Here is a 24286-nt window from a genome sequence, read left to right on the forward strand (position 1 = left end):
ATGGCCACCACTGCATTTTTACTGATTGGCAGCTTCCTGCTGATCTTACTTATTGCTGCTAAGCCATTAGGTAATGGTATTGCTCGGCTAATTGATGGTGATATTCCTCGTCCTTTAATGGCAAGTGAATCATTACTTTGGCGCTTGGCAGGTATTAAACAACCGGGAAAATCAGCTGCCGAAATGAACTGGCAACAATATGCCTTAGCCATTGTTTTATTCAATGTGCTAGGTTTTGTTTTGCTATTCGCCATTTTAATGTTTCAGGGCAGCTTGCCACTCAATCCACAGCACTTTGCTGGTATGAGTTGGGATTTAGCCTTCAATACTGCGATAAGCTTCGTAGCAAACACCAACTGGCAATCTTACAGCGGTGAAAGCACACTAAGCTATTTAAGCCAAATGGCAGGCTTAACCGTACAAAACTTCCTCTCAGCCTCAACGGGTATCGCTGTAGTTTTTGCCCTGATCCGTGCTTTTTCACGCCATGGCAGTAAAACATTAGGGAATGCATGGGTGGATATCTACCGTATCACCTTCTATTTATTATTCCCTCTCGCCATTGTTGTTGCTTTATTTTTTGTCAGCCAAGGGGTGATCCAAAACTTTTCTGACTACCTCTTAGTTGACAATTTAGATAACACAACCCAACTGTTACCAATGGGCCCTGTCGCATCTCAAGAAGCGATTAAATTACTGGGTACCAATGGCGGTGGCTTCTTTGGTGCAAACTCCGCTCATCCGTTTGAAAACCCGACTGCATTAAGTAATTTTGTTCAAATGTTGGCAATATTCTTAATCCCTACCGCGTTGTGTTTTGCTTTCGGTCGCTCTGTCGGTGATAACAAACAAGGGCATACCTTGTTATGGGTCATGGGGATCATTTTTGTTATCGCCGCCATTGTGGTCATTAAAGCGGAGTATGTTGGCAATCCATTTTTAAGTGAACTACACGCCAGTAGTAGTACCAATATGGAAGGCAAAGAAAGCCGTTTTGGTATTCTTTCTTCTGCTTTATATGCTGTAGTCACAACCGCTGCCTCCTGTGGTGCTGTCAATGCGATGCATGATTCCTTTACAGCGATGGGCGGCATGGTACCAATGTGGTTAATGCAAATTGGTGAAGTCGTTTTTGGCGGTGTCGGCTCTGGGTTGTATGGGATGTTGCTGTTTGTTCTACTCGCTGTCTTCCTTGCTGGACTAATGATTGGCCGTACTCCCGAGTACTTAGGGAAAAAAATTGAAGTGCGTGAAATGAAAATGGTCGCACTGGCGATTTTAGTGACACCAACCTTAGTGCTACTTGGTACAACCATCGCCTTAATGACCGATGCAGGCCGTGCCGGTATTTTAAACCCAGGCGCCCATGGTTTTAGCGAAGTGTTATACGCGTTTTCATCTGCTGCCAATAATAATGGTAGCGCTTTCGCAGGCCTAAGTGCCAACACCCCGTTCTACAATGTGCTACTTGCTATCGCCATGTTTGTTGGGCGCTTTGGCGTTATCTTGCCCGTACTTGCTATTGCAGGTTCGATGGCGCTCAAAAAATCCCAAGCACAAAGCCAGGCAACATTGCCGACCTCTGGCCCACTTTTTATTGGCTTATTAATCTTTACTGTCCTCCTTATTGGCGCACTGACTTTTGTCCCTGCATTGGCATTAGGTCCAATTGCTGAGCAGCTACAAATTGGTTTTGCGGGATAATCAGGGGAAAAAAATGAAAAAGCAAAAAACACCTTTATTTGATAAAAAATTAATCCAACAGTCTATTATTGATGCCGTGAAAAAATGCACGCCGCAAGCCCAATGGCGTAATCCTGTGATGTTTGTGGTATACATCGGTAGCCTGATCACCACCTTATTATGGGCAATGATGGCGGCAGGTTTGTCTGAAGGAAGTGCATGGTTTAGCGGTATGGTCACCTTATGGTTGTGGTTTACTGTGATGTTCGCCAATTTTGCTGAAGCCTTAGCCGAGGGACGCAGTAAGGCCCAAGCCCAAAGTTTAAAAGGCGTAAAACAGCAAAGCAATGCTACACGCCTTACCGCTGCCTCATTGGATGCAACGCAAGAAATTGTCAGTTCCGATCACCTGCGCAAAGGGGATATTGTGCTGATCCGTGCAGGGGAAACTATTCCATGTGATGGGGAAGTTATCGAGGGCGGAGCATCTGTGGATGAAAGCGCAATCACTGGGGAATCTGCCCCTGTAATCCGCGAATCAGGTGGGGACTTTTCCTCTGTGACAGGCGGAACACGTGTGCTGTCCGACTGGCTAATTGTTGAATGTACCGTAAACCCTGGAGAAACATTCCTAGACCGCATGATCTCCATGGTCGAAGGCGCACAGCGCCGTAAAACACCGAATGAAATCGCCTTAACTATTTTGTTAACTGCACTCACCATTATCTTTGTATTAGTGTGTGCAACTTTGTATCCATTTACGGTTTTTGCCGCAGAGTATGCAGGGGCTGGCAGCGCGGTTTCTATATTAGTGCTGATTGCATTATTAATCTGTTTGATCCCAACGACCATTGGTGGCCTGCTTTCTTCTATTGGTGTGGCAGGTATGAGCCGCATGTTAGGTGCGAATGTTATCGCCACCAGCGGGCGAGCTGTTGAAGCCGCGGGGGATGTTGATGTTTTATTGCTCGATAAGACAGGCACCATCACGCTAGGAAACCGCCAAGCTTCTGAGTTTTTACCTTTAACGGGTGTTACCGAAGAGCAATTGGCTGATGCGGCTCAGCTCTCTTCTCTTGCCGATGAAACCCCTGAAGGGCGCAGTATTGTGGTTCTCGCCAAACAGAAATTCAATTTACGTGAAAGAGATATTCACGGAATGAATGCTACTTTCGTGCCATTTTCCGCAATGACCCGTATGAGTGGTGTTAACGTCGGTGAACGCATGATCCGCAAAGGTTCTGCTGATGCTATTCGTCGATATGTTGAAGCTAATCATCAAAAATTTCCCGAAGAAGCCGATAAATTGGTGGAGAAAGTCGCCCATTTAGGAGGAACACCATTAGTTGTCGTTGATGACCAAACTGTTTTAGGCGTCGTTGCGCTCAAAGATATCGTCAAAGGTGGGATGAAAGAACGCTTTGCCCAAATGCGCAGCATGGGGATCAAAACCGTGATGATTACGGGGGATAACCACTTAACTGCCGCTGCCATCGCAGCAGAAGCGGGTGTCGATGATTTCCTTGCTGAGGCAACCCCCGAAGCTAAGCTTGCCTTGATCCGTCAATACCAATCAGAAGGAAGGCTGGTCGCCATGACCGGTGACGGGACAAACGATGCGCCTGCACTCGCCCAAGCTGACGTTGCTGTTGCCATGAATTCAGGCACCCAAGCCGCGAAAGAAGCTGGGAACATGGTGGATTTAGACTCAAACCCAACCAAACTTATTGAAGTCGTGCACATTGGTAAACAAATGCTAATGACTCGCGGTTCATTGACCACCTTCAGTATTGCAAATGATATTGCCAAATACTTTGCCATCATCCCTGCCGCCTTTGCGGTGACATGGCCACAACTGAACGCATTAAATGTCATGCAGTTGCACTCACCAGCTTCTGCCTTGCTTTCTGCGGTAATCTTCAACGCACTGATTATTGTCTTTTTGATCCCATTGGCACTTAAAGGCGTGAATTATCGCCCAATGAGCTCCCAATCACTTTTGCAACGAAACTTAGGCTTATATGGTTTAGGTGGCTTGTTGGTGCCTTTTGTGGGGATCAAATTGATCGATATGTTTATTAGCTTATTTGGTATTTAAGGATTTGATTATGAGCATGATCCGTTCGTCTATTATCATGTTATTGGTGCTAACCCTCTTAACTGGAATAGCCTACCCTCTACTGGTCACAGGTCTTGCCAATGTCTTTTTCCCATGGCAAGCAAAAGGCTCTTTAGTCACACAAGATGAGCATATTGTCGGTTCCAAACTGATTGGGCAAAATATACAAAATGAGGGGTATTTTCATGGTCGCCCTTCCGCCACCGCGGAAAATCCATACAATCCGTTAGCATCTGGGGGAAGTAACTTTGCGGTGAGTAATCCCTTGTTACAACAAACGATGGCTGAACGTAGTAAACTGCTGCGTGCACAGAATCCTGAAGCTGGAAATGCGATCCCTGTGGACTTATTAACTGCCTCTGCTAGTGGGCTTGACCCTAATATTTCGGTTGACGCGGCCATTTACCAAGCCCCACGCATTGCGAAAAACAGGCAGGTTTCATTAGAGGTCGTAAAATCATTAATTACAGCGCAAACAGAAACGGCCTTGCTGCCCTTTTTAGGCGAACCCGTTGTAAATGTGCTACAACTGAATTTGGCACTAGATGAATACATGCAGCAAATAAATAGCCAACGTTAAATAAGGTGAGTTATGAAAAATCAGGAACCCGCTCGCCCAAACCCTGATGACTTATTGGTAAAAGCCAATGAAGATGGCCGAGGTAAATTAAAAATATTTTTCGGCGCCTGTGCTGGCGTTGGAAAAACCTACGCCATGCTACAAGAGGCTCAACGCCTACGCTCACAAGGGTTAGATGTCCTTATCGGTGTAGTAGAAACCCATGAACGGGAAGAAACTGCCGCCTTATTGGATGGGCTTTCTGTGTTACCACACAGAAAATTGCAGCACCGCGGTCGCCGTTTAAATGCGTTTGATATTGATGCTGCAATTGCGAGACACCCTGCCATTATACTCATGGATGAGTTGGCATTTAGTAACCCAACAGGCAGCCGCCACCCAAAACGCTGGCAAGATGTTGAAGAGTTATTAGATGCAGGCATCGATGTGCTCACCACCATTAACGTTCAACACATTGAAAGCTTGAATGATATTGTGGGGAGCATTACGGGTATTCGTGTTCGCGAAACGGTTCCTGACCATATTTTTGATGCCGCTAATGAAGTGGTGTTAGTCGACTTGCCCCCTGACGATTTACGCCAACGCCTGAAAGAAGGCAAAGTGTATATTCCAGGGCAAGCTGAACGCGCCATTGAGCATTTTTTCCGTAAAGGAAATTTAATCGCACTGCGTGAGCTGGCTTTACGACGTACCGCCGACCGTGTCGACGACCAAATGCGAGAGTTTCGTGATGGCAAAGGGGAGGCCCCCGTCTGGCACACCCGTGACGGGCTTTTATTGTGCATTGGCCACAATATGGGTAACGAAAAACTGGTACGTGCCGCGGCGCGACTTGCTGCAAAATTTGGCAGCGTGTGGCATGCGGTTTATGTCGAGACCCCCACCCTCCACCAGCTCCCAGAATCTCAACGTCGCGCCGTACTCAAAGCGCTGCGCCTTGCCCAAGATTTAGGGGCAGAAACTGCTACCCTATCCGACTCTTCAGAAGAAAAAGCCATACTCCGTTATGCTCGGGAACATAATTTAGGCAAGATATTGATTGGACGCCGCGATAAACACCGCAAATGGCCCAAACTCAATTTCCGCTCTGGCTTTGCCGACCGCTTAGGAAAATTAGGGCCCGATCTCGATTTAGTGATTGTCGCCCTCGAAGAAAAAAGTGATTGGGATAAAGAACCTGAAAGAAAGCCGTTTTCTGAAAAGTGGCGTTCCGATTTAAATGGTTATTTGATGGCGATTGTGATGTGCGCCGCTATCACTTTATTTTCGAGAACGTTTTTACTCGCGTTAGACAAAGCAAACCTCGTTACACTCTATTTATTAGGCGTCGTACTGATTGCTCTATTTTACGGACGCCGCCCTTCAGTCTTTGCTGCACTCATCAACGTTATTAGTTTCGACCTGTTTTTTGTCCAACCTCATTTTTCCCTTGCCATCATGGATATGCAGTACTTAGTAACCTTTACGGTGATGCTGATTGTTGGGGTTGTGGTGGGGAACTTAACGGCGGGCATGCGCTACCAAGCGAGAATCGCCCGCTATCGAGAACAACGAACTCGTCATTTATACGAAATGACAAAAGAACTAGGGCAAGCACTCAATACTGAGGATATTGGTAAAACAGGCTATCACTTTCTTAATAATGCCTTTCAAGCCAAAAGCTGTCTATTAGTACCCGATGAGAATGGTGATTTACACCCACTGTTATGTGATGGGCACACCCCCATTCAGATTGACAAAGCCATCGCAAAATGGAGTTTTGATAAGTGCCAACCCGCAGGGGCGGGGACAGATACTCTGCCGAGTGTACCTTATCAATTACAACCGATCACTACAGCAGACCAAACCCTCGCAGTATTAGCCATCGAACCCCGAAACTTACGCCAGTTGATGATCCCAGAACAACAACGTATGTTACAGACCTTTACTGGGTTGATCGCCAGCGCTCTTTCACGCTTACAGCTGACAAAACAAGCCGAATCTGCTAAATTAGATATTGAACGTGAACAGCTACGTAATTCATTACTTGCGGCACTTTCCCACGATTTAAAAACGCCCCTAACCGTCTTATTTGGGCAAACAGAAATCTTGATGCTGAATTTATCAGCAGAAAATTCTCCGCTAACAGCTCAAGTCAACCAAATGCGCCAACAAGTTCTTAGCACTTCGCGTTTAGTGAATAATTTACTCGACATGGCACGTTTGCAATCAGGCAGCATTCGACCCAACCTTGAGTGGGAATCTTTGCAAGAAATAACCAGTAGCGCCGTTAGAACATTAGATTACACGCTACACAGCCACCCATTGGAAATTAACATTCCCGCTGATTTACTGTTATATTGCGATGCCATGTTAATTGAACGGGTATTAATTAATTTATTGGAAAATGCTGTCAAATATAGCCATGAGGATACCCCGATAGGTATCAATGCTCGAGTCGAAGGACAGAAAATTCATATTGAAATCTGGGATGCCAGTAACGCAATTCCCGATGGGCAAGAAAAAACAATTTTTGATAAATTCTCCCGAGCTCAAAAAGAATCCGCAATTCCTGGCGTTGGCCTTGGGCTTGCTATCTGTCGTGCTATTATTCAATTACATGAAGGAGAAATTTGGGCGCAAAACAATAATAAAGGTGGAGCCAGCTTCCACTTTGTTTTACCTTTAAAGCAACTCCCTGATATTGAAGCTGAAGTTTAGGAGACACTAACTTATTGTGAGCAGCCATAAAATTCTGATTATTGAAGATGAAAAAGAAATCCGCCGCTTTGTCCGACTTGCGTTGGAGGGGGAAGGCTGGAAAGTTTTCGAAGCTGAGAATTGCCAACGGGGTTTGATTGAAGCAGGTACAAGGCAACCGGATTTACTGATTTTAGACCTCGGACTGCCTGACGGTGATGGCCTTGATTTAATTCGTGATTTACGAAAATGGAGCAGCATTCCCATTATTGTTTTGTCTGCTCGTGAAGAAGAATCACAAAAAGTTGCGGCTCTTGATGCGGGCGCGGATGATTATTTGACAAAACCTTTTGGTATCAGCGAGTTACTAGCGAGAGTTCGTGTAGCACTACGCCGATTTGGTAAAGTGGGTCAAGAAAGCTCACAATTTCAATTTGGGGATGTCACTGTCGATTTTATTAATCGCGTTGTCACTAAGCAAAACGAAGAATTACACCTAACACCTATCGAGTTTCGTTTACTTAGCGAGTTAGTTGCCAATAGCGGTAAGGTATTGACTCAACGACATTTATTATTGCAAGTGTGGGGGCCAAGTTATATTGAGCATAACCATTACTTGCGGATTTATATGGGGCATTTACGGCAAAAACTGGAAAATGACCCGGCTCGCCCTATTCATTTATTAACGGAAACAGGCATTGGCTATCGGTTTATGCCGTAAGTCATTTTACACCCAATTATCAGAATCTTTCCGCTAGTTTAAAACCCTTGGCTGGCTATAATTTCCCCATTATTTTCTATGGAGAGAAATTCGTGCAAACATTAACGACCCAACTATCAAACCGTTTTTCATCTGCCTTAGTCCTTTTTTTAGGTATTTTTGTGACTACTCAAGCCCTCGCGTTGAGCCCAGAAGAAAAAGTGCGCACTGAGTCTTTACTCACAGAGCTTGGCAAACAACAAAACTTAACATTTACCCGCAACGGCACAGAACACAACGCGGCCGATGCAGAATCCCATTTACGTTTAAAATTACGTAAAACAGAAAAACGCCTAAATACCACTGAGCAGTTTATTGATAATGTGGCTTCAAAATCATCTATTACAGGCGAGATATACCAAGTTAAAGACGCCCAAGGTAATGTGCTCTCCGCCAATCAATATTTACATGATTTATTAAAAGAAAAAGTGGATAGCAAATCCGAATAGGTCTGTAGGTCTGTAGGTCTGTAGGTCTGTAGGTCTGTAAACTAACATAAAAAAGCCAACATTATTTAACATGTCGGCTTTTTTGTCTTTCTCTATTTGACCTTAATAGCACGGGTCACGAGAGATACTTCACTCCGCACGTCCCCTAAATAATTTGTGCCACAGGTAGGCTGCAAATTAAGTTATCCCGTGAGCATACATAAGTATGTGACTCGGGTAACTTAATGAAGCCAACACCCCTGTGGTGCAAAGTATGACGGGGACATCAAATTAAGCGTTTTCGATTTTTGCCCAAGTATCTCGTAATCCCACTGTCCTATTAAACACTAAATGATCTGCGCTGCTTAACTTATTATCTGCACAGAAATACCCTTCACGCTCAAACTGATACGCTTTTTCTGCAACCGCATCTTTCAGGCTCGGCTCAACAAAGCCTTGACGAATAACCAGCGATTCTGGGTTGATAACCGATAAGAAATCATCTTCCGCACCTGGGTTTGGCACAGTAAACAGACGGTCATATAGGCGAATTTCCGCTGGTAGTGCGTGCTGTACGCTCACCCAGTGAATAACGCCTTTCACTTTACGGCCATCGGCTGGGTCTTTATTTAATGTGCCTGCATCATACGTACAGAAAATGGTTGTGATGTTGCCATCAGCATCTTTTTCCACACGCTCTGCTTTGATGATATACGCATTACGTAAGCGTACTTCTTTGCCTAACACTAAACGTTTAAATTGACGATTGGCTTCTTCACGGAAATCCGCACGGTCAATATAAATTTCATTGCTAAAAGGCACTTTACGCGTACCCATTTCAGGGTTATTTGGATGATTTGGTGCCGTTAAAATTTCTTCGCCCGCTGGCATGTTTTCAATCACCACACGCACAGGGTCAATCACCGCCATAGCACGAGGTGCTGACACGTTCAGATCATCACGAATACACGACTCTAGTGACGCCATTTCAACGTTATTATCTTGCTTAGTCACACCAATACGTTGGCAAAACTCACGGATTGACGCAGCGGTATAGCCACGACGACGTAAACCTGAAATGGTTAACATACGTGGGTCATCCCAGCCGTTCACGTGTTTTTCTGTCACTAATTGGTTCAGCTTACGCTTAGACATCACCGTGTATTCCAAATTCAGACGAGAAAACTCGTACTGACGCGGATGGCAATCAATCGTGATGTTATCCAACACCCAGTCATATAAACGACGGTTGTCTTGGAATTCTAATGTACATAAAGAGTGCGTGATCCCTTCTAGCGCATCGGAAATACAATGCGTGAAGTCATACATTGGGTAAATGCACCACTTATTGCCAGACTGGTGATGTTCTGCAAACTTAATACGATATAAAACCGGATCACGCATAACCATAAATGGTGATGCCATGTCGATTTTCGCACGTAAGCATGCTTTACCTTCTTCAAAGCCGCCATCACGCATTTTTTCAAATAATGCGAGATTGTCTTCGATTAAGCGCTCACGGTATGGGCTATTTTTACCAGGCTCTTTTAATGTGCCGCGGTATTCACGAATTTCGTCTGCACTTAGCTCATCAACGTAAGCTAAGCCTTTTTTAATTAGCTCAATAGCGTATTGATATAAAGTATCAAAATAGTCAGAAGAGTAGCGAACATTGCCCGTCCACTCGAAACCTAACCATTTGACGTCTTCTTGGATTGAGTTAACGTATTCGACGTCTTCTTTAACAGGGTTGGTGTCGTCAAAACGTAAGTTGCACTGTCCCTGATAGTCCTTTGCAATGCCAAAGTTCAAGCAGATTGATTTCGCGTGGCCGATGTGTAAATAGCCATTCGGTTCTGGTGGAAAACGGGTATGGACCGACGTGTGTTTTCCGCTCGCCAGATCTTCATCTATGATCTGACGGATAAAATTTGTTGGGCGAGCATCTGCCTCATTCATTGTCATCATTCCTCAATGCCAAAAGCGCGCTAAAAGCGGTTAGTAACCAGATATATTCTACCATAATCCGTCAGGAAACAACCGTTTGATTGTACTTAGCCGATAAAAGCTATACCAAAGAGGTTCTCACAACAAAAAATAGGCCTATTGAACTTTGCTTGCCCGCCCTTTCTAGGCCAATAACATCACGGTTAACACCACTAACAGCAGTAATGGATAGCTTTGTGCATGGCGCTTATCGCTAAGATAAGGCATTAATAATGAAGCAAACCGGATCCCCAACCACGAAGCAGCAATCAGAATCAACGCACCTTTGAGGTAAATCATGCCAAGGAAACCCGCCCCAAGGTCAACGTGCTTATCAATTGCAAAATAAAAGTAAGTTAATGTCCCTGTGATTGCCATCGGTAGCGTTAATGGGTTAGCAAAAGCCGCCGCTTGGATCATACTCGCACCACGGCGTCGCATTAATGGAACAGTCATCACACTGCCGCCCACCCCTAAGAATGCCGCAACGGCACCAATCACCACGCCAATCGGGGTATCCGCAAAAATGCCCCCTCGAGAAGCTTTGATGCCTTCCGATCCTGTTTGCATAAAACCAGGGCGAATAAAACAATCCAAAATCGTGATAATTAAATAGCCAATAAATATCCAGCGGATCAACGCGCTATCTACCGATAACGCAACAATAGCCCCCAGTATTCCGCCAATTGAAATCGGAATAATAAACGGCTTAATAATTGGCCAGCTTAAGTTGCCTTTTAAATAATGAGCACGACTTGATAGGGTTGATGAAAAAATCATCACGCAAGTGGAGGTTGCCACTGCAACTTGCATCGCCACTGCGCTTGCATCACTTTGCGGCCCCCACACTAAGGTAATTAACGCATACAACAGTGGAACCGTGATAAACCCACCGCCAAAACCAAATAACGCAGTTGTGATCCCCGAAATAAACCCAAATAAGCAAAGAAGCAGTTCCACAGAAAATTCCTCATCAGTCATTGAGAAAATATCTTATCGATGAGGAAGCCACCTTGCTTATGCAGATTCGACAACCTGCTTTGAGATTTCGCCAAATGTATTAACAAATGTATTCTTTTAACGTGTTACTTATGGTTGCCTTCATCAGAATAATAAAACTCACATAAGTTAACCAATTGCATCTTTTTCTTTCTGACTTCCTCTATATTTTTTTAAATATGCCTCGATTTGATTTTCTACTTTATCATTACATTTTTTTATCCAGACGCGACTATTAAGATTCTGTTGTTTACATTTATCACCCTCATTGGATATTTTGAGTAGTTCAACATAAGTATCAAAATTCTTTAGATAATATGCATCTTGCCCTTTTGGATTGTCTCTTGCTACCATTTCTAAGTAGTACTTAGCTTTATTAAAATCCTGAGGGATCCCGCCAAGTCCATGTAAATAGATTGTCGAGAGATTTTTCCCTGCCACAATAATCTTATTGCCGTAAAGGTGGTAAGCTCGTTCGTAATATACAATCGCTTCTGACATATTTTTTTCCGAACCTCTATTACCATGCTGATAATTTACCCCTGTAAATAACAAAGCTAACCCATTGTTAGGATTAATTTCTAATACTCTCTTCAAAAAATAATTTGCAAGTACACACTCTTCTTTTGCACTTTTCGCATCATGTAGGTGATTAAAATCAGTGCAACTAATTCTGAAAAAAGAAAACAAGACATAGTTATCATCTTCATTGTTTGTTTTTAATGCCCGATGGTATAACTCAATCACTTGTTGCTGATTTTTAGGGTAAGGAATCCGTTTAGATAACTCTGGATCATAACGTAGTTCTGTTTCATTATAACTAATGGTATATAGTCTATCCCTCACAGTTGGAATTAAAGGGGCATTTATATTTCCCCCCCAAGTTTGGGTACACATCACAAATGCCCCTATAACGATAAACCATAAAATCAATCTCACAAAATCACCCCAAATCATTGGTAGAGAGTAAAGCTATATAAGGGTAGCTTGTTATTGCACCTGCTACTAAAGAGATACCATCATAATTATAAGGAAGCGAAAAACTCACTATATTATTAATAAGTTGATTAAAGTTTTGTTGTAAATTAGGTTCAGTAACTCGCTGGTGAAACAACACATCAACAATTTCAGTTTTCTTATTATTATTCCAACATACCTTAGCTATTAATTTATGAAAATTGCCATTTTCATCATAAGAATTTAGCTCTTTTGTATTCAATTCAATTGTGTTAATACCCATATCACTTAAGCTTGTTAATTCATTGAATTGACTAATGGCATCTGAATTTTTATCTTGCCATATCTTTAACTCCAACCATAACTTATCACTTGAATTAATAATACCATCAGTATTACTGTCCAATTCAGATAAGGCAGAAAAGCCGTCTTTCGCTAATGTATTGTTAAATAACAAGCTATTGTATTGTTAAATAACAAGCTATTGTTACCAAAAAGTTCGTTACCAGAATTAATTATACCATCTTGATTTTTATCCCATATCAACAGTCCATCGTCTGGATGCACCCAACCAGTCTGTGACTGAGTTTCATTCCCTTTAAAATCGAACCTAATACCAAGATTATCAACTAAGGTTTGTACACCATCACCATATAGGTCAATTATCAACGGCGTTTTGTAGTCATCAGCTAAATTACCTAAATTCTCATAAGCATCATCAGGCCAATAAGGGATATTAATACCTTGCATTCCTGCTTTATCTAACTCTGATTGAACAAATTTACCGCAAGTTTTTTCCCCTGTTAGACTAAAAGGATTATAGTTTGACGGTTGAGTTTTTCCTGTTTTATAATCATGCATAGCCGTAAATAGGTTATTAAAATGATTAAAAAACTGTAGATTATTTGATGTAATCGTCAATGAGGAGGCATTTTTATAGCGAACATGATCATTAAAAGACAAATTATCTTTTGATGTCCCCCAATCTTCCCCAGGGCTAAGCCCCATGCTAATTTGTTCATAATCATGTGTCACTGGGTTAATTCCTCTAATACTTATATAGGTATGCCCCCATTGAGATGTACTGCCTGTATCCTCTCCTAGATCATTGTAAATTAGACTTCCTTTAGGTGCTACATGAATAGTTATACTGGGTGGCCCTATCTGCATTGGGTTATGACTTTCGCTTAAGCTTTGGTATATATTCATATCTTCTAGCTTATGAATCTGTAGGTGCTTCACTAACTCAGTCATATTACATATTCCTTATGTTATTACTTTGAATAAACCCCTAACATTGCCACAATCTTTTACCTTTGTTTAAAATAATAAATTATTTATTACTGATTACTTATTTCCATTACTATTTTAAATAGTTCATTCATCTTTATGGAAAAATATTAATCTGTATAAAAGAAAGAAAATTTAATTTAATTTAATTTAATTTAATTTAATTTAATTTAATTAAAAATAATTTATAAAAATAAATAATTACCATTCATCTCGATAAACGAATAAAACTTGGTAATCATATTCACTAAATTCAATTTTATGATTTTGAAGATTATAGACCCAATCAGAAACCATATCAAAACAACCATTACTAATAATGTTTTCTTCAGGGTTAATAGTTTCTTCTATAATGCTATCTTCATTCCCTAAGTCAAGGGAATACTCTTCACCAACATATTATTCTATTTTTTATCAAACCAGATGAATTTTTAATCCCATATTGTTCTCCTTATAGATACTTTTTTATACTACTTTTAGACGCTTTGATTTTAATAGTTCGCGTATCCCCCCACAAGGCTAACAATTAATTATATTTTCTCTATGCACTAAACTCAATTGATAGTGATTATCATTATTTGTTATACCCTATATGACTATCTTTTCCTTATTTGCCCAAATAAAAAAGGGTGGCCTAAGCCACCCTTTTACCCATTTATAATATTAAACTGAATTATTTCAGTACATTATAAATAATGGTTTCGCCTGCTTTCACTTCACCGTCAACTAAAATCTCGACACCTGCGAAATCATCGATATTACTGATGATAACTGGGCTGATCATCGATTTAGCATTGGCTTCAAGGAAATCTAAGTCTAATTTCAGGATTGGTGTACCCGCAGTGACTTCAGTACCTTCTTCCACTAAACGCGCGCAACCTTCACCTTTCAACGCAACGGTATCGATACCCATATGAACGATGAGCTCTACGCCATTTTCAGTTTCAAGGCAGAATGCATGGTTAGTTTCGAAAATTTTCACCACAGTACCTGATGCTGGAGCTAACACTTCGCTGCTGGTTGGTTTGATGGCAATACCATCGCCCACAATGCGGCTAGAGAACGCTTCATCGGGTACATCATCAAGGGAATACACTTGCCCACTGACTGGCGCAACGAGGGATAAAATCGCATTGCCTTTTGCTTTCGCAGGCTCCGTTGATTTTTTCTCTTCCGCTGCGGCAACAGGCGCAGTACCAGCAATCGGCCCTTTCGCAATCACTTCCGTCATTGCTTTAGCAACCAACTCAGCGCGCGTTCCTACAATCACTTGCACGTTTTGTTTATTCAAGCGAATAACACCTGAAGCACCAAGACGTTTAGTCATCGCATCGTTAACAATCGCAGTGTCTTTTACCGTTAAACGTAAACGTGTGATACACGCATCGATATTCACGATATTATCGCTACCGCCTACCGCAGAGACGTACTGACGTGCTTCTTTTTGGATATCGCTATCCGTGGTATTGACAGGGCTGAGGCTTTCATCGTAACCATCGATGGTTTCATCACCCGCGCTTTCTTCACGGCCTGGAGTTAACAGGTTGAATTTGCGGATCATGAAGCGGAAGATCACGTAGTAAATACAGAAGAAGACTAAGCCTTGAACAATCAACATGTACCATTGAACGGCTAATGGGTTACGCGATTGCAACAGCATATCCACTAAGCCGGCACTGAAGCCGAAACCTGAAATCCACTCCATTGTCGCCGCGATATACACAGAAATACCGGTCAACAGTGCGTGAATAACGTACAGGATTGGTGCCACGAACATAAATGAGAATTCAAGCGGTTCAGTGATACCTGTAAAGAATGCCGCAAATGCACCCGCAATCATGATACCAGCTACTTTGGCTTTATTTTCAGGGCGTGCACAGTGGTAAATAGCGAGTGCCGCACCTGGCAGACCAAACATCATAATTGGGAAGAAACCAGCTTGGTAACGACCTGTAATACCTACCGTTGCCAGACCTGCTTCAATAGATTTAGCTCCGCCAAGGAAGTTTGGAATATCGTTAATACCCGCAACATCAAACCAAAACACCGAGTTCAGGGCATGGTGTAAGCCAACAGGAATTAACAGACGGTTAAAGAATGCGTAAATACCCGCACCGACAGAACCTAAATCTTTAATGCTTTCACCGAAAGACACTAAACCGTTATACACCACTGGCCAGACGTACATCAGAACGAAGGCTAAGATGATCATTAGGAATGAGGTTAAAATCGGTACAAGGCGACGACCACTAAAGAATGACAACGCTTTTGGCAGCTCAACACCACTGTAGCGGTTGTATAATTCAGCAGACAGTACCCCAACTAAAATACCCACGAACTGGTTATTAATTTTACCGAATGCCGCTGGGACAGTTTCCAGAGGAACATTCATAATCATGGAATAAGATGCAGGAGAACACAGTGTTGTCACCACTAAGAAGCCGACAAAACCAGTCAGTGCCGCAGCACCATCCTTATCTTTCGACATCCCATATGCAACACCAATTGCAAATAGCACGGACATATTATCAATAATTGCCGCACCAGATTTAATCAGTAACGCCGCGATTGCACTATTAGCGCCCCAACCATCTGGGTCAATCCAATAGCCAATCCCCATTAGGATTGCTGCGGCTGGTAGTACAGCAACTGGCACCATTAGTGCCCTACCAATCCGCTGTAAGTAGCTAAGAATATTCACAAACTCCCCCTTTATCGCCCTATTTTTGCCCCATTTACGGGATCTTCTTGTTCACACACCTAAATCATAATTTAGGTTATTGAGAGTATCAATTTCATAGTCTAAATTAATTGTTTCGCGATGCAAAATAAATAGGTGCGATTTGTGATAAATGTCAACGAAAGCGTTCATGATCTGACTAAATTAGTAGCTATTATTGAAAACTTATTTTATGATTAAAAATAACTTATTTACGTCATTAACCTGTATATTCTCAGCGCGTTTAAAATGCAGGTGCAGCCGTTAAAACGGCACTGTATACCAACACCAACGCGTAATAAATTTGTAGTATAACGAGTATTCCTATATCTAATGTATAACATCAGGGATACACATATATATGAAAGATTTCACAGACTTATTAGAGGTAATTGAAACATGAGGCTAATCCCATTAAACAATGCGCATGATGTCGGCACTTGGTCCGCACAGTATATCGCCGATAAAATCAACGCATTCAACCCAACCGCTGAACGCCCTTTCGTTCTCGGCTTACCAACAGGTGGCACACCACTCGCAACCTATAAAGCGCTGATTGCTTTGTATCAAGCAGGTAAAGTGAGCTTTAAACATGTGGTGACATTTAATATGGATGAATATATTGGCATTCCTGCTAATCATCCACAAAGCTACCATACGTTTATGCATGATAATTTCTTCAACCATATTGATATCCAAGCTGAAAATATCAACCTGCTCAATGGTAATGCCCCAGATGTTGATGCGGAATGCCAACGTTATGAAGATAAAATTAAATCTTATGGCAAAATCAATTTGTTCATGGGTGGCGTAGGGAATGATGGCCATATTGCATTCAATGAACCAGGTTCATCACTGAGTTCTCGTACCCGAATCAAAACGTTAACCCCAGAAACACGCCAAGCAAACTCACGCTTCTTTGATAACGATATCAACCAAGTGCCAAAATTTGCGTTAACGGTGGGGGTTGCCACATTAATGGATGCAGAAGAGTTAATGGTCTTGGCAACAGGTGCGAATAAAGCGAATGCAGTTCACGCTGCAGTAGAAGGTTCCATCAACCATATGTGGACGGTTAGCTGTGTACAAATGCACCCGAAAGCGCTGATTGTCTGTGATGAGCCTGCAACACTCGAATTGAAAGTCAAAACACTCAAATATTTCAAACAGCTAGAATCTGAAATTATTGAGACGTTTAACTAAGATTATATTTATCAATCACCCGACTGGCGACGGCTAGTCGGTGACCCATTTTTCCAGAGGTCAGGAGTTTAAAACCATGTATGCACTAACCCATTGCATTATTTATACAGGTCATGAAAGACTGGATAACCATGCTGTCATCATTGATGGTGAAATCATCAAAGAGGTTTGCCCTGTCTCTGAAATACCTGCAAATATCCCACAACACGATTTGCAAGGCGCAATTCTCTCTGCTGGTTTTATTGATCTGCAAGTTAACGGCTGCGGTGGTGTTCAATTCAATGACAATAAAGAAAATGTCACATTGAAAAATTTAGATATCATGCAAAAAGCCAATGAACGCACAGGTTGTACTAGCTACCTACCGACGTTAATTACTTGCTCTGATGATCTAATGAAACATGGCATTAACGTCATGACCGATTATTTAAAAGATCACAAAAACCAAGCCCTTGGCCTACATTTAGAAGGCCCATATATTAATGTGATCAAAAAAGGGACACATAACCCTGAATTTATTCGCCAGCCTTCAGCACAAATGATTGATTATTTAGCGTCTCATGCTGATGCCATCACAAAAGTTACATTGGCGCCAGAAATGGTCGACCTCGATTATATTCGCCAATTAAAAGAGGCTGGCATTGTGATTTCTGCGGGGCATTCAAATGCCACGTACGAAGAAGCGAAACTCGGTTTTAAAGCGGGTATCCGTTTCTCTACACACCTGTTTAATGCTATGCCTTATATTTCTGGCCGTGGCCCAGGTTTAGTCGGTGCCATTTATGATACGCCTGAAGTGTATGCGGGTATTATTGCTGATGGCTTACACGTTCAGTGGGCGAATATTCGTAACAGCAAACACCTCAAAGGTGATAAATTAATTTTAGTGACAGATGCAACAGCACCAGCAGGTATTGATCCTCAAACTGGTGAAATGGATCATTTTATCTTCGCAGGTAAAACCATATACTACCGTGATGGATTATGTGTTGATGAAAATGGCACACTCAGCGGTTCGTCACTGACGATGATTGAAGCAGTCAGAAACAGCGTAGAACATGTCGGTATCGCATTGGATGAAACACTTAGAATGGCAACGCTCTATCCAGCAAGAGCCATCGGAGTTGATGAAACTTTAGGGTCGATTGCTCCGGGTAAAATTGCGAATTTGACCGCATTTAACCACGACTTCACTATTCTCGCGACTTACGTAAACGGAAAGGAAGTCTACAAAATGAGTAACTAGCTAATGAATCAAAGCCACTCGCTAAAGCAAATTGGTAATATTGACCTCGTCAAACAACTCAATAGTGCTGTCGTCTATAGCTTGATAGACCAACAAGGTCCGATATCAAGAATTCAAATAGCGGAGCAAAGCCAACTTGCCCCAGCCAGTGTCACGAAGATCACTCGCCAGCTACTCGAACGCGGTTTAATTAAAGAAGTTGACCAGCAGGCCTCCACTGGGGGCCGTCGTGCTATCTCAATTGTTTCTGAACACAAAAACTTCCACACCATTGGTGTCCGTTTAGGCCGTTATGATGCCACTATCGCCTTGTACGACTTAGGCGGAAAAATGATTGTGGATGGGCACTACCCTATCTCTGAGCCTACTCAAGAAGCGGTCGAGCAAAAATTGATTGCCGCCCTCGAAGATTTTATCGAACAAAATCATCGTCGTATCAAAGAGTTGATTGCCATTTCAATTATTCTTCCTGGTTTAGTCAATCCAAATCGGGGCATTATTTTCTATATGCCCCATATCAAAGTGGATAACTGGCACCTAATAGATAACCTACAAGCCCATTTTAATATCACATGTTATGTTGGGCACGATATTCGCAGCCTTGCGCTTGCTGAGAGTTATTTTGGCGCTACCCGGGATTGCGAAGACTCTTTATTAGTGCGTATTCACAGAGGCGCTGGAGCAGGCCTTGTGATCAATAAAGAAATATTGCTCAACCATCGTGGTAATTTAGGGGAAATTGGCCACATCCAAGTCGACCCTCTTGGTGAACTATGCCACTGTGGTAATTTTGGCTGCTTAGAAACCATTGCCTCCAACCAAGCGATTGAAGCGCGCGTTAAACAACGTTTAGAACAAGGCTACTCCAGCACCCTTACCGCAGAAACTTGCACGATTTCCTCTATTTGCCAAGCTGCAAATAAAAATGACCCACTGGCCACCGAGGTCATTCAGCACGTTGGTCGGCAAATTGGTAAGGCAGTCGCGATTACTATTAACTTGTTCAACCCAGAAAAAGTGGTTATTGCAGGGGATATTACTGAGGCCGAGCAAATTTTACTTCCTGCGATTCAAAGCTGCATTGATACTCAAGCCCTCAAAGGCTTTCGTGAGAACTTACCGATTGTCACCTCCCAATTAGTTCATAATTCAGCCATTGGCGCATTTGCCTTAACCAAACGCGCCATGCTTAATGGTGAATTACTGCAAAAATTATTTGATAATTAACTCAATGAACGAATAAAAGCAGGTTAAAACCTGCTTTTTGGTTTTGAGAGACCCTCTATCAAAAAATACCCTAGCCCTTCACCCTGCTATTGTTCAATTTAAAATCTATTTGTATTTTATCAAATAATTTCATTTTCATTGACAATCAAATGTCGAAAAACACCTTTATTTCTCTCTACTATTTTTTGAACAGACTAGCAGTCAAAAACGGATTTTTTTCAAATTAAGGGTTGTTTTTTGCTGGCTTTATCGACAAAATGATTATTCAACAAACAAACAGACGCATTTTCTGAAAAATAGTGCAAAAAGCTGTTGACTGTAGGGTCTGTAATTAGCATAATGCGCCCCGCAACGCCGATGAAGGTTAAGCAAAAAAAAGATGGCTATGTAGCTCAGCTGGTTAGAGCACAACACTCATAATGTTGGGGTCACAGGTTCGAATCCCGTCATAGCCACCATTTATTTGCGGGAGTGGCGAAATTGGTAGACGCACCAGATTTAGGTTCTGGCGCCGCAAGGTGTGCAAGTTCAAGTCTTGTCTCCCGCACCATTTTCCTTCTCGGTAGTATTGAATTTAAGATTGGGGTATCGCCAAGCGGTAAGGCACCAGGTTTTGATCCTGGCATTCCCAGGTTCGAATCCTGGTACCCCAGCCATCTTAAAACATTCAGTAGTAGAATTTCCCGGATGGGGTATCGCCAAGCGGTAAGGCACCAGGTTTTGATCCTGGCATTCCCAGGTTCGAATCCTGGTACCCCAGCCATCTACTATCCCCTCTTGTTGCAAAAAATCATCTTAAAGAAATAAACAATGGCTATGTAGCTCAGTTGGTTAGAGCACAACACTCATAATGTTGGGGTCACAGGTTCGAATCCCGTCGTAGCTACCATTTCTTTTGTTGTTGGGGTATCGCCAAGCGGTAAGGCACCAGGTTTTGATCCTGGCATCCCCAGGTTCGAATCCTGGTACCCCAGCCATTCCTTCTTTTTCTTCCTTATCTTTCTAATACAATCTCTTTTCACTTCTCTTATTTTCATTATCATTTTTATTAATAAATTAAATCATATTTAAAAGATTAGATAATAAATCCATTTTTCTTACTGAAAACCAATTTTTCGTATCAACATTTGCATTTTTATGCACTTTTTCAGTAGAATCGCACTCTTTTTTCATGTTTTTTACTTTATTAAATCTCGTGTATACTAATTAGCCAGTAGCTTAATCGTTTTAAATGTTAACTAAGCAACATTTCGCCCATAAAATTTACTTTTGCATAACTTTTCTATTAAATCTGTGACTTTAATCATTTCTATTTAACTGTTGAAAGTGGTAACCTGCGCTCGAATTGTAGTTAGGTATGATTGGTGACAAATAAGTTACTGGAAAACTCACTCCCATCTTCCGTTCCATTAATTAGTTCTCAAAAACTCAAATAAAAGTTTTAAACCTAATAATTATAAATTGCCAAAACGCAACATTTTTACAGAGAAAATTTATGCGAAACATGATAAAGCAACCAATATATAAAATCTTATATGTTCAGGTCATCGTAGCCATCGCCTTAGGTATTGCGCTAGGCCACTTTTTCCCAGACATTGGAGAGTCATTAAAACCGCTTGGTGATGCATTCATCAAAATCGTTAAAATGATCATCGCGCCAGTTATCTTCTTAACAGTGGTAACAGGTATCTCAGGTATGTCAAACATGAAGGCTGTGGGTAGCGTTGCAGGTAAAGCAATGCTTTATTTCATTACCTTCTCAACTGTTGCGCTCATTATTGGTCTCATCGTGGCGAACGTCATTCGCCCAGGTGATGGCTTAAATATTGACCCAGCAACCCTCGATAGCACAAAAGTAGCAGGTTACGTCGCCAAAGCACACGAGTCATCAATTGTTGGCTTCTTGATGAACATCATTCCTGATACCGTGATTAGCCCTCTGGTAAACGGCAACATTCTTCAGGTTCTGTTTATTGCCGTTATTTTCGGATTAGCATTAGCAGCAACAGGCAAGCACGGGGAGCCAATTGTTAAGTTACTGCAAAACTTCTCTGAACCCGTGTTCAAAATGGTTGCGATGCTAATGAAACTCGCACCAATCGGGGCATTCGGTGCAATGGCATTTACCATTGGGAAATATGGGATCTCATCTATCGGCAACTTAATGATGCTGATAATGACGTTCTACATCACCTCTTTACTCTTTGTATTACTGGTATTAGGGGCTGTTGCAAAATATAACGGTTTCTCAATCATTGAGCTGATTAAATACATCAAAGACGAACTTTGGTTAGTTTTAGGTACCTCTTCTTCTGAAGCAGCACTGCCAAGCTTAATGAGAAAAATGGAGCACGCAGGCTGTGAAAAATCCGTTGTGGGCTTAGTGATCCCAACTGGTTATTCATTCAACCTTGACGGTACCAACATCTATATGACCATGGCGGCACTGTTTATCGCGCAAGCTACCAATATCGAGCTCACGATTTGGGAACAAATCTCCTTGTTGCTCGTTGCCATGATCAGCTCAAAAGGTGCGGCGGGTGTAACAGGTGCAGGCTTCATTACCTTAGCCGCAACACTGATGGTTGTCCCCAGTATTCCAGTTGCGGGTATGGCCTTAATTCTTGGTATTGACCGCTTTATGTCAGAGTGCCGAGCATTAACCAACTTAGTCGGTAATGCCTGCGCATGTATCGTGGTTGCACGTTGGGAAAAAGAGCTAGATACCGAAAAACTGGCTCATGCATTCTCAGCAAAAAATGAAACGTTAGATTCAGTGATTACTGAAGATGACAGCATTGATACCAAAGAAAAAATCGCGGTTGATCTTGGGAATCCTAAATAGGATTGAACATTTCTTCTGATAAAACTTAATATCTATCCAACAAAAGCCTCTCATGATTGAGAGGTTTTTTTATTGCTCACTTTTAAAACTTTTTTAAAACAATATGCAAGATTAAAGCCTGATAAATCACAATTTAAATTTATATTATTTAAAACTAATAAAAGGTGAAATTGAGTTATTTTAAATAAAAAGTTAATAAGTAATACGTATAAATTAGATAAAGGATATATTCTATGATTATAGGTATTATTAGTGACATCCATCAAAATTCCGCTGAAGATAAAACAGTCTTAGGACAATCAATCATTAATATTGCAAACTGTGGGGCGACTGCCCTGCTCATGGCAGGAGATATTGGTGACTATCACGTCAAGAGAAAAGAGGCATTGCAAACCTTCCAGAATAATTTCCCAACGAAATACCATCAAAATCTATTACTCATGCTTGGAAACCATGATGTTAGAACTGGAGCTGCTTCTGATGGTTCATTGGATCCAGACCTTATTGAGATATATCACGACTATCTTGATAATTGTCACGTCTCACGCTACGAAGGTACGATGTGCATAGATGCATGGATTGGAGACTATCACTTTTTATGTTTAAACACTGACGTTGGCCTAAAGGATGAAATGGAGCTGAACGCTAATTCGCTCGCATGGTTAAAAGAAAAATTACCTGAGGGCGCAGTAGCGGATAAACCTATTTTTGTCCTCACTCATCAAGCCTTTAACTCAACACATTGGCGAGCAGGCTTATTTGGTGGTTTCGGGAACCAAGATGAAGAATTAAAACAGATTTTTTTAGATTATCCCCAAATTATTTTACTGAGCGGACACATTCACAATGGCTTTGGGACAATTGAGTTCATTCAGCGGCCTTTTGGAACACTCATTGAGATCCCTAGCCTTACTAAAAGTGAAAACGGTGTCACCACATCTGGCACGGGTTATTTATTAAAAGTCAGCGATGATAAACTTATCTTTGAAGCATGGAACTTCTATCATAACACTCAACTACCTGAATATAACCATACAATCCATTTACCCACACTATCTGTTCTCGCAAAAAAACTGGAAAACAATGATGATGAGGACAAGCCTCGTTTATTAGCAGAAGCAAATTCATTAATGAATAAAAAATATCATAATGATATACCAAGTGGTGATGCGACCTATAGACCACAAGAATATTATGGGCTCGAGAAAAACTACAGCCCTGAGACTTGGGATAATATTAATTCACTTCGTAATAAAATTATCGATCTCGAAACTAATATTGAATATCACGAAATATCATTTGAGAATACAGAAATTATCACTCAAGACATGCTCAATAATACATTCGACTTATATGATAATATTGTTATATTTCTAAAAGACGGTCATTGGTCTCCTGAAATATACATTCCTGATGCACATAAAAAAAATCAAACCATCAAAATAAAATCCTCTGCAGGTTATAAGAGCACTGTAATTACATCTCAAGAGACTTTTGTTATTTCCGAAGGAGAAGAATACTTAATAAAATCAAAAGCTTTTTTTGATATCCAAAAAATAAAATAA

The 24286-nt window shown here is 41.6% G+C and carries 17 protein-coding genes, 6 tRNA genes and 1 pseudogene; 17 read left to right on the top strand and 7 right to left on the bottom strand.

The window, feature by feature from the left end; all coding sequences use genetic code 11:
- The 6 genes from kdpA (at nt 1) to KDJ85_RS12220 (ending at nt 8270) form a co-directional block, all read left to right on the top strand.
- Nucleotides 1–1704: a potassium-transporting ATPase subunit KdpA gene (gene kdpA, locus KDJ85_RS12195; protein WP_225819890.1), complete on the top strand. Its 1704-nt coding sequence runs from the start codon at nt 1–3 to the stop codon at nt 1702–1704.
- Between the two features lie 13 nt (nt 1705–1717).
- Nucleotides 1718–3781: a potassium-transporting ATPase subunit KdpB gene (gene kdpB / locus KDJ85_RS12200; protein WP_225819891.1), complete on the top strand. Its 2064-nt coding sequence runs from the start codon at nt 1718–1720 to the stop codon at nt 3779–3781.
- Between the two features lie 10 nt (nt 3782–3791).
- Nucleotides 3792–4382, top strand: a complete 591-nt coding sequence (gene kdpC, locus KDJ85_RS12205) for a potassium-transporting ATPase subunit KdpC (protein ID WP_225819892.1) — start codon at nt 3792–3794, stop codon at nt 4380–4382.
- 12 nt (nt 4383–4394) lie between these two features.
- Nucleotides 4395–7082 carry a two-component system sensor histidine kinase KdpD gene (gene kdpD / locus KDJ85_RS12210; RefSeq protein WP_225819893.1) on the top strand — a complete coding sequence of 896 codons (2688 nt, stop codon included), beginning with the start codon at nt 4395–4397 and terminating at the stop codon, nt 7080–7082.
- A 16-nt stretch (nt 7083–7098) separates the two neighbouring features.
- The gene (gene kdpE / locus KDJ85_RS12215) at nt 7099–7782 is read left to right on the top strand and encodes a two-component system response regulator KdpE (protein WP_225819894.1); all 684 of its coding nucleotides are present in this window, start codon (nt 7099–7101) and stop codon (nt 7780–7782) included.
- A 92-nt stretch (nt 7783–7874) separates the two neighbouring features.
- Nucleotides 7875–8270 carry a DUF5329 family protein gene (locus tag KDJ85_RS12220; protein ID WP_225819895.1) on the top strand — a complete coding sequence of 132 codons (396 nt, stop codon included), beginning with the start codon at nt 7875–7877 and terminating at the stop codon, nt 8268–8270.
- Nucleotides 8271–8540: 270 nt separating this feature from the next.
- On the opposite strand, the gene glnS is transcribed toward KDJ85_RS12220, so the two are convergent.
- The 7 genes and pseudogenes from glnS to nagE all read right to left on the bottom strand — a co-directional run bounded on the left by glnS (nt 8541) and on the right by nagE (nt 16182).
- Nucleotides 8541–10208: a glutamine--tRNA ligase gene (glnS, locus tag KDJ85_RS12225; protein WP_225819896.1), complete on the bottom strand. Its 1668-nt coding sequence runs from the start codon at nt 10206–10208 to the stop codon at nt 8541–8543.
- Nucleotides 10209–10379: 171 nt separating this feature from the next.
- Nucleotides 10380–11195: a sulfite exporter TauE/SafE family protein gene (locus tag KDJ85_RS12230; RefSeq protein WP_225819897.1), complete on the bottom strand. Its 816-nt coding sequence runs from the start codon at nt 11193–11195 to the stop codon at nt 10380–10382.
- A 168-nt stretch (nt 11196–11363) separates the two neighbouring features.
- On the bottom strand, nt 11364–12131 hold the full coding sequence (locus KDJ85_RS12235; protein ID WP_225819898.1) for an SEL1-like repeat protein: 768 nt from the start codon (nt 12129–12131) through the stop codon (nt 11364–11366).
- Nucleotides 12132–12177: 46 nt separating this feature from the next.
- Complete coding sequence (locus KDJ85_RS12240) at nt 12178–12648, bottom strand: hypothetical protein (RefSeq protein ID WP_225819899.1); 471 nt, start codon at nt 12646–12648, stop codon at nt 12178–12180.
- Nucleotides 12627–13445, bottom strand: coding sequence for a hypothetical protein (locus tag KDJ85_RS12245; protein WP_225819900.1), 819 nt, complete (start codon nt 13443–13445; stop codon nt 12627–12629). Before KDJ85_RS12245 ends, KDJ85_RS12240 begins: the two co-directional genes overlap by 22 nt.
- Before the next feature lie 237 nt (nt 13446–13682).
- A pseudogene (locus KDJ85_RS12250) lies at nt 13683–13868 on the bottom strand (colicin E3-like toxin immunity protein); the annotation flags it as partial.
- Nucleotides 13869–14154: 286 nt separating this feature from the next.
- Nucleotides 14155–16182 (bottom strand): N-acetylglucosamine-specific PTS transporter subunit IIBC, encoded by a 2028-nt coding sequence (gene nagE / locus KDJ85_RS12255; protein WP_225819901.1) that lies wholly within the window; start codon nt 16180–16182, stop codon nt 14155–14157.
- Between the two features lie 417 nt (nt 16183–16599).
- Between nagE and nagB the strand changes: the two genes are divergently transcribed.
- From nagB to KDJ85_RS12310, 11 genes are all read left to right on the top strand, one after another.
- Entirely contained in the window at nt 16600–17403 is an 804-nt protein-coding gene (nagB, locus tag KDJ85_RS12260) for a glucosamine-6-phosphate deaminase (protein ID WP_225819902.1), read from the top strand.
- 76 nt (nt 17404–17479) lie between these two features.
- Nucleotides 17480–18649, top strand: coding sequence for an N-acetylglucosamine-6-phosphate deacetylase (nagA, locus tag KDJ85_RS12265; RefSeq protein WP_225819903.1), 1170 nt, complete (start codon nt 17480–17482; stop codon nt 18647–18649).
- Nucleotides 18650–18652: 3 nt separating this feature from the next.
- Nucleotides 18653–19876 (top strand): DNA-binding transcriptional regulator NagC, encoded by a 1224-nt coding sequence (gene nagC, locus KDJ85_RS12270; RefSeq protein WP_225819904.1) that lies wholly within the window; start codon nt 18653–18655, stop codon nt 19874–19876.
- 381 nt (nt 19877–20257) lie between these two features.
- Nucleotides 20258–20334, top strand: a tRNA-Met gene (locus KDJ85_RS12275).
- A gap of 7 nt (nt 20335–20341) precedes the next feature.
- Nucleotides 20342–20426 (top strand) — tRNA-Leu (locus KDJ85_RS12280).
- 31 nt (nt 20427–20457) lie between these two features.
- Nucleotides 20458–20532, top strand: a tRNA-Gln gene (locus tag KDJ85_RS12285).
- Between the two features lie 32 nt (nt 20533–20564).
- Nucleotides 20565–20639: transfer RNA gene (locus KDJ85_RS12290), tRNA-Gln, on the top strand.
- A 49-nt stretch (nt 20640–20688) separates the two neighbouring features.
- Nucleotides 20689–20765: transfer RNA gene (locus KDJ85_RS12295), tRNA-Met, on the top strand.
- Between the two features lie 13 nt (nt 20766–20778).
- A tRNA-Gln gene (locus KDJ85_RS12300) sits at nt 20779–20853 on the top strand.
- Nucleotides 20854–21371: 518 nt separating this feature from the next.
- Entirely contained in the window at nt 21372–22721 is a 1350-nt protein-coding gene (locus KDJ85_RS12305) for a dicarboxylate/amino acid:cation symporter (protein ID WP_275967693.1), read from the top strand.
- Between the two features lie 233 nt (nt 22722–22954).
- Nucleotides 22955–24286: a metallophosphoesterase family protein gene (locus tag KDJ85_RS12310; protein WP_225819905.1), complete on the top strand. Its 1332-nt coding sequence runs from the start codon at nt 22955–22957 to the stop codon at nt 24284–24286.

The organism is Providencia vermicola (assembly GCF_020381325.1).
GTDB lineage: Bacteria > Pseudomonadota > Gammaproteobacteria > Enterobacterales > Enterobacteriaceae > Providencia > Providencia vermicola.

Excerpts from the sequence above, each read along its gene's own strand:
- kdpA (WP_225819890.1), top strand. The coding sequence starts at position 1 with ATGGCCACCACTGCATTTTTACTGATTGGCAGCTTCCTGCTGATCTTA.
- kdpB (WP_225819891.1), top strand. The coding sequence starts at position 1,718 with ATGAAAAAGCAAAAAACACCTTTATTTGATAAAAAATTAATCCAACAG.
- kdpC (WP_225819892.1), top strand. The coding sequence starts at position 3,792 with ATGAGCATGATCCGTTCGTCTATTATCATGTTATTGGTGCTAACCCTC.
- kdpD (WP_225819893.1), top strand. The coding sequence starts at position 4,395 with ATGAAAAATCAGGAACCCGCTCGCCCAAACCCTGATGACTTATTGGTA.
- glnS (WP_225819896.1), bottom strand. The coding sequence starts at position 10,208 with ATGAATGAGGCAGATGCTCGCCCAACAAATTTTATCCGTCAGATCATA.
- KDJ85_RS12235 (WP_225819898.1), bottom strand. The coding sequence starts at position 12,131 with ATGTGTACCCAAACTTGGGGGGGAAATATAAATGCCCCTTTAATTCCA.
- KDJ85_RS12245 (WP_225819900.1), bottom strand. The coding sequence starts at position 13,445 with ATGACTGAGTTAGTGAAGCACCTACAGATTCATAAGCTAGAAGATATG.
- nagB (WP_225819902.1), top strand. The coding sequence starts at position 16,600 with ATGAGGCTAATCCCATTAAACAATGCGCATGATGTCGGCACTTGGTCC.
- nagA (WP_225819903.1), top strand. The coding sequence starts at position 17,480 with ATGTATGCACTAACCCATTGCATTATTTATACAGGTCATGAAAGACTG.
- nagC (WP_225819904.1), top strand. The coding sequence starts at position 18,653 with ATGAATCAAAGCCACTCGCTAAAGCAAATTGGTAATATTGACCTCGTC.
- KDJ85_RS12305 (WP_275967693.1), top strand. The coding sequence starts at position 21,372 with ATGCGAAACATGATAAAGCAACCAATATATAAAATCTTATATGTTCAG.
- KDJ85_RS12310 (WP_225819905.1), top strand. The coding sequence starts at position 22,955 with ATGATTATAGGTATTATTAGTGACATCCATCAAAATTCCGCTGAAGAT.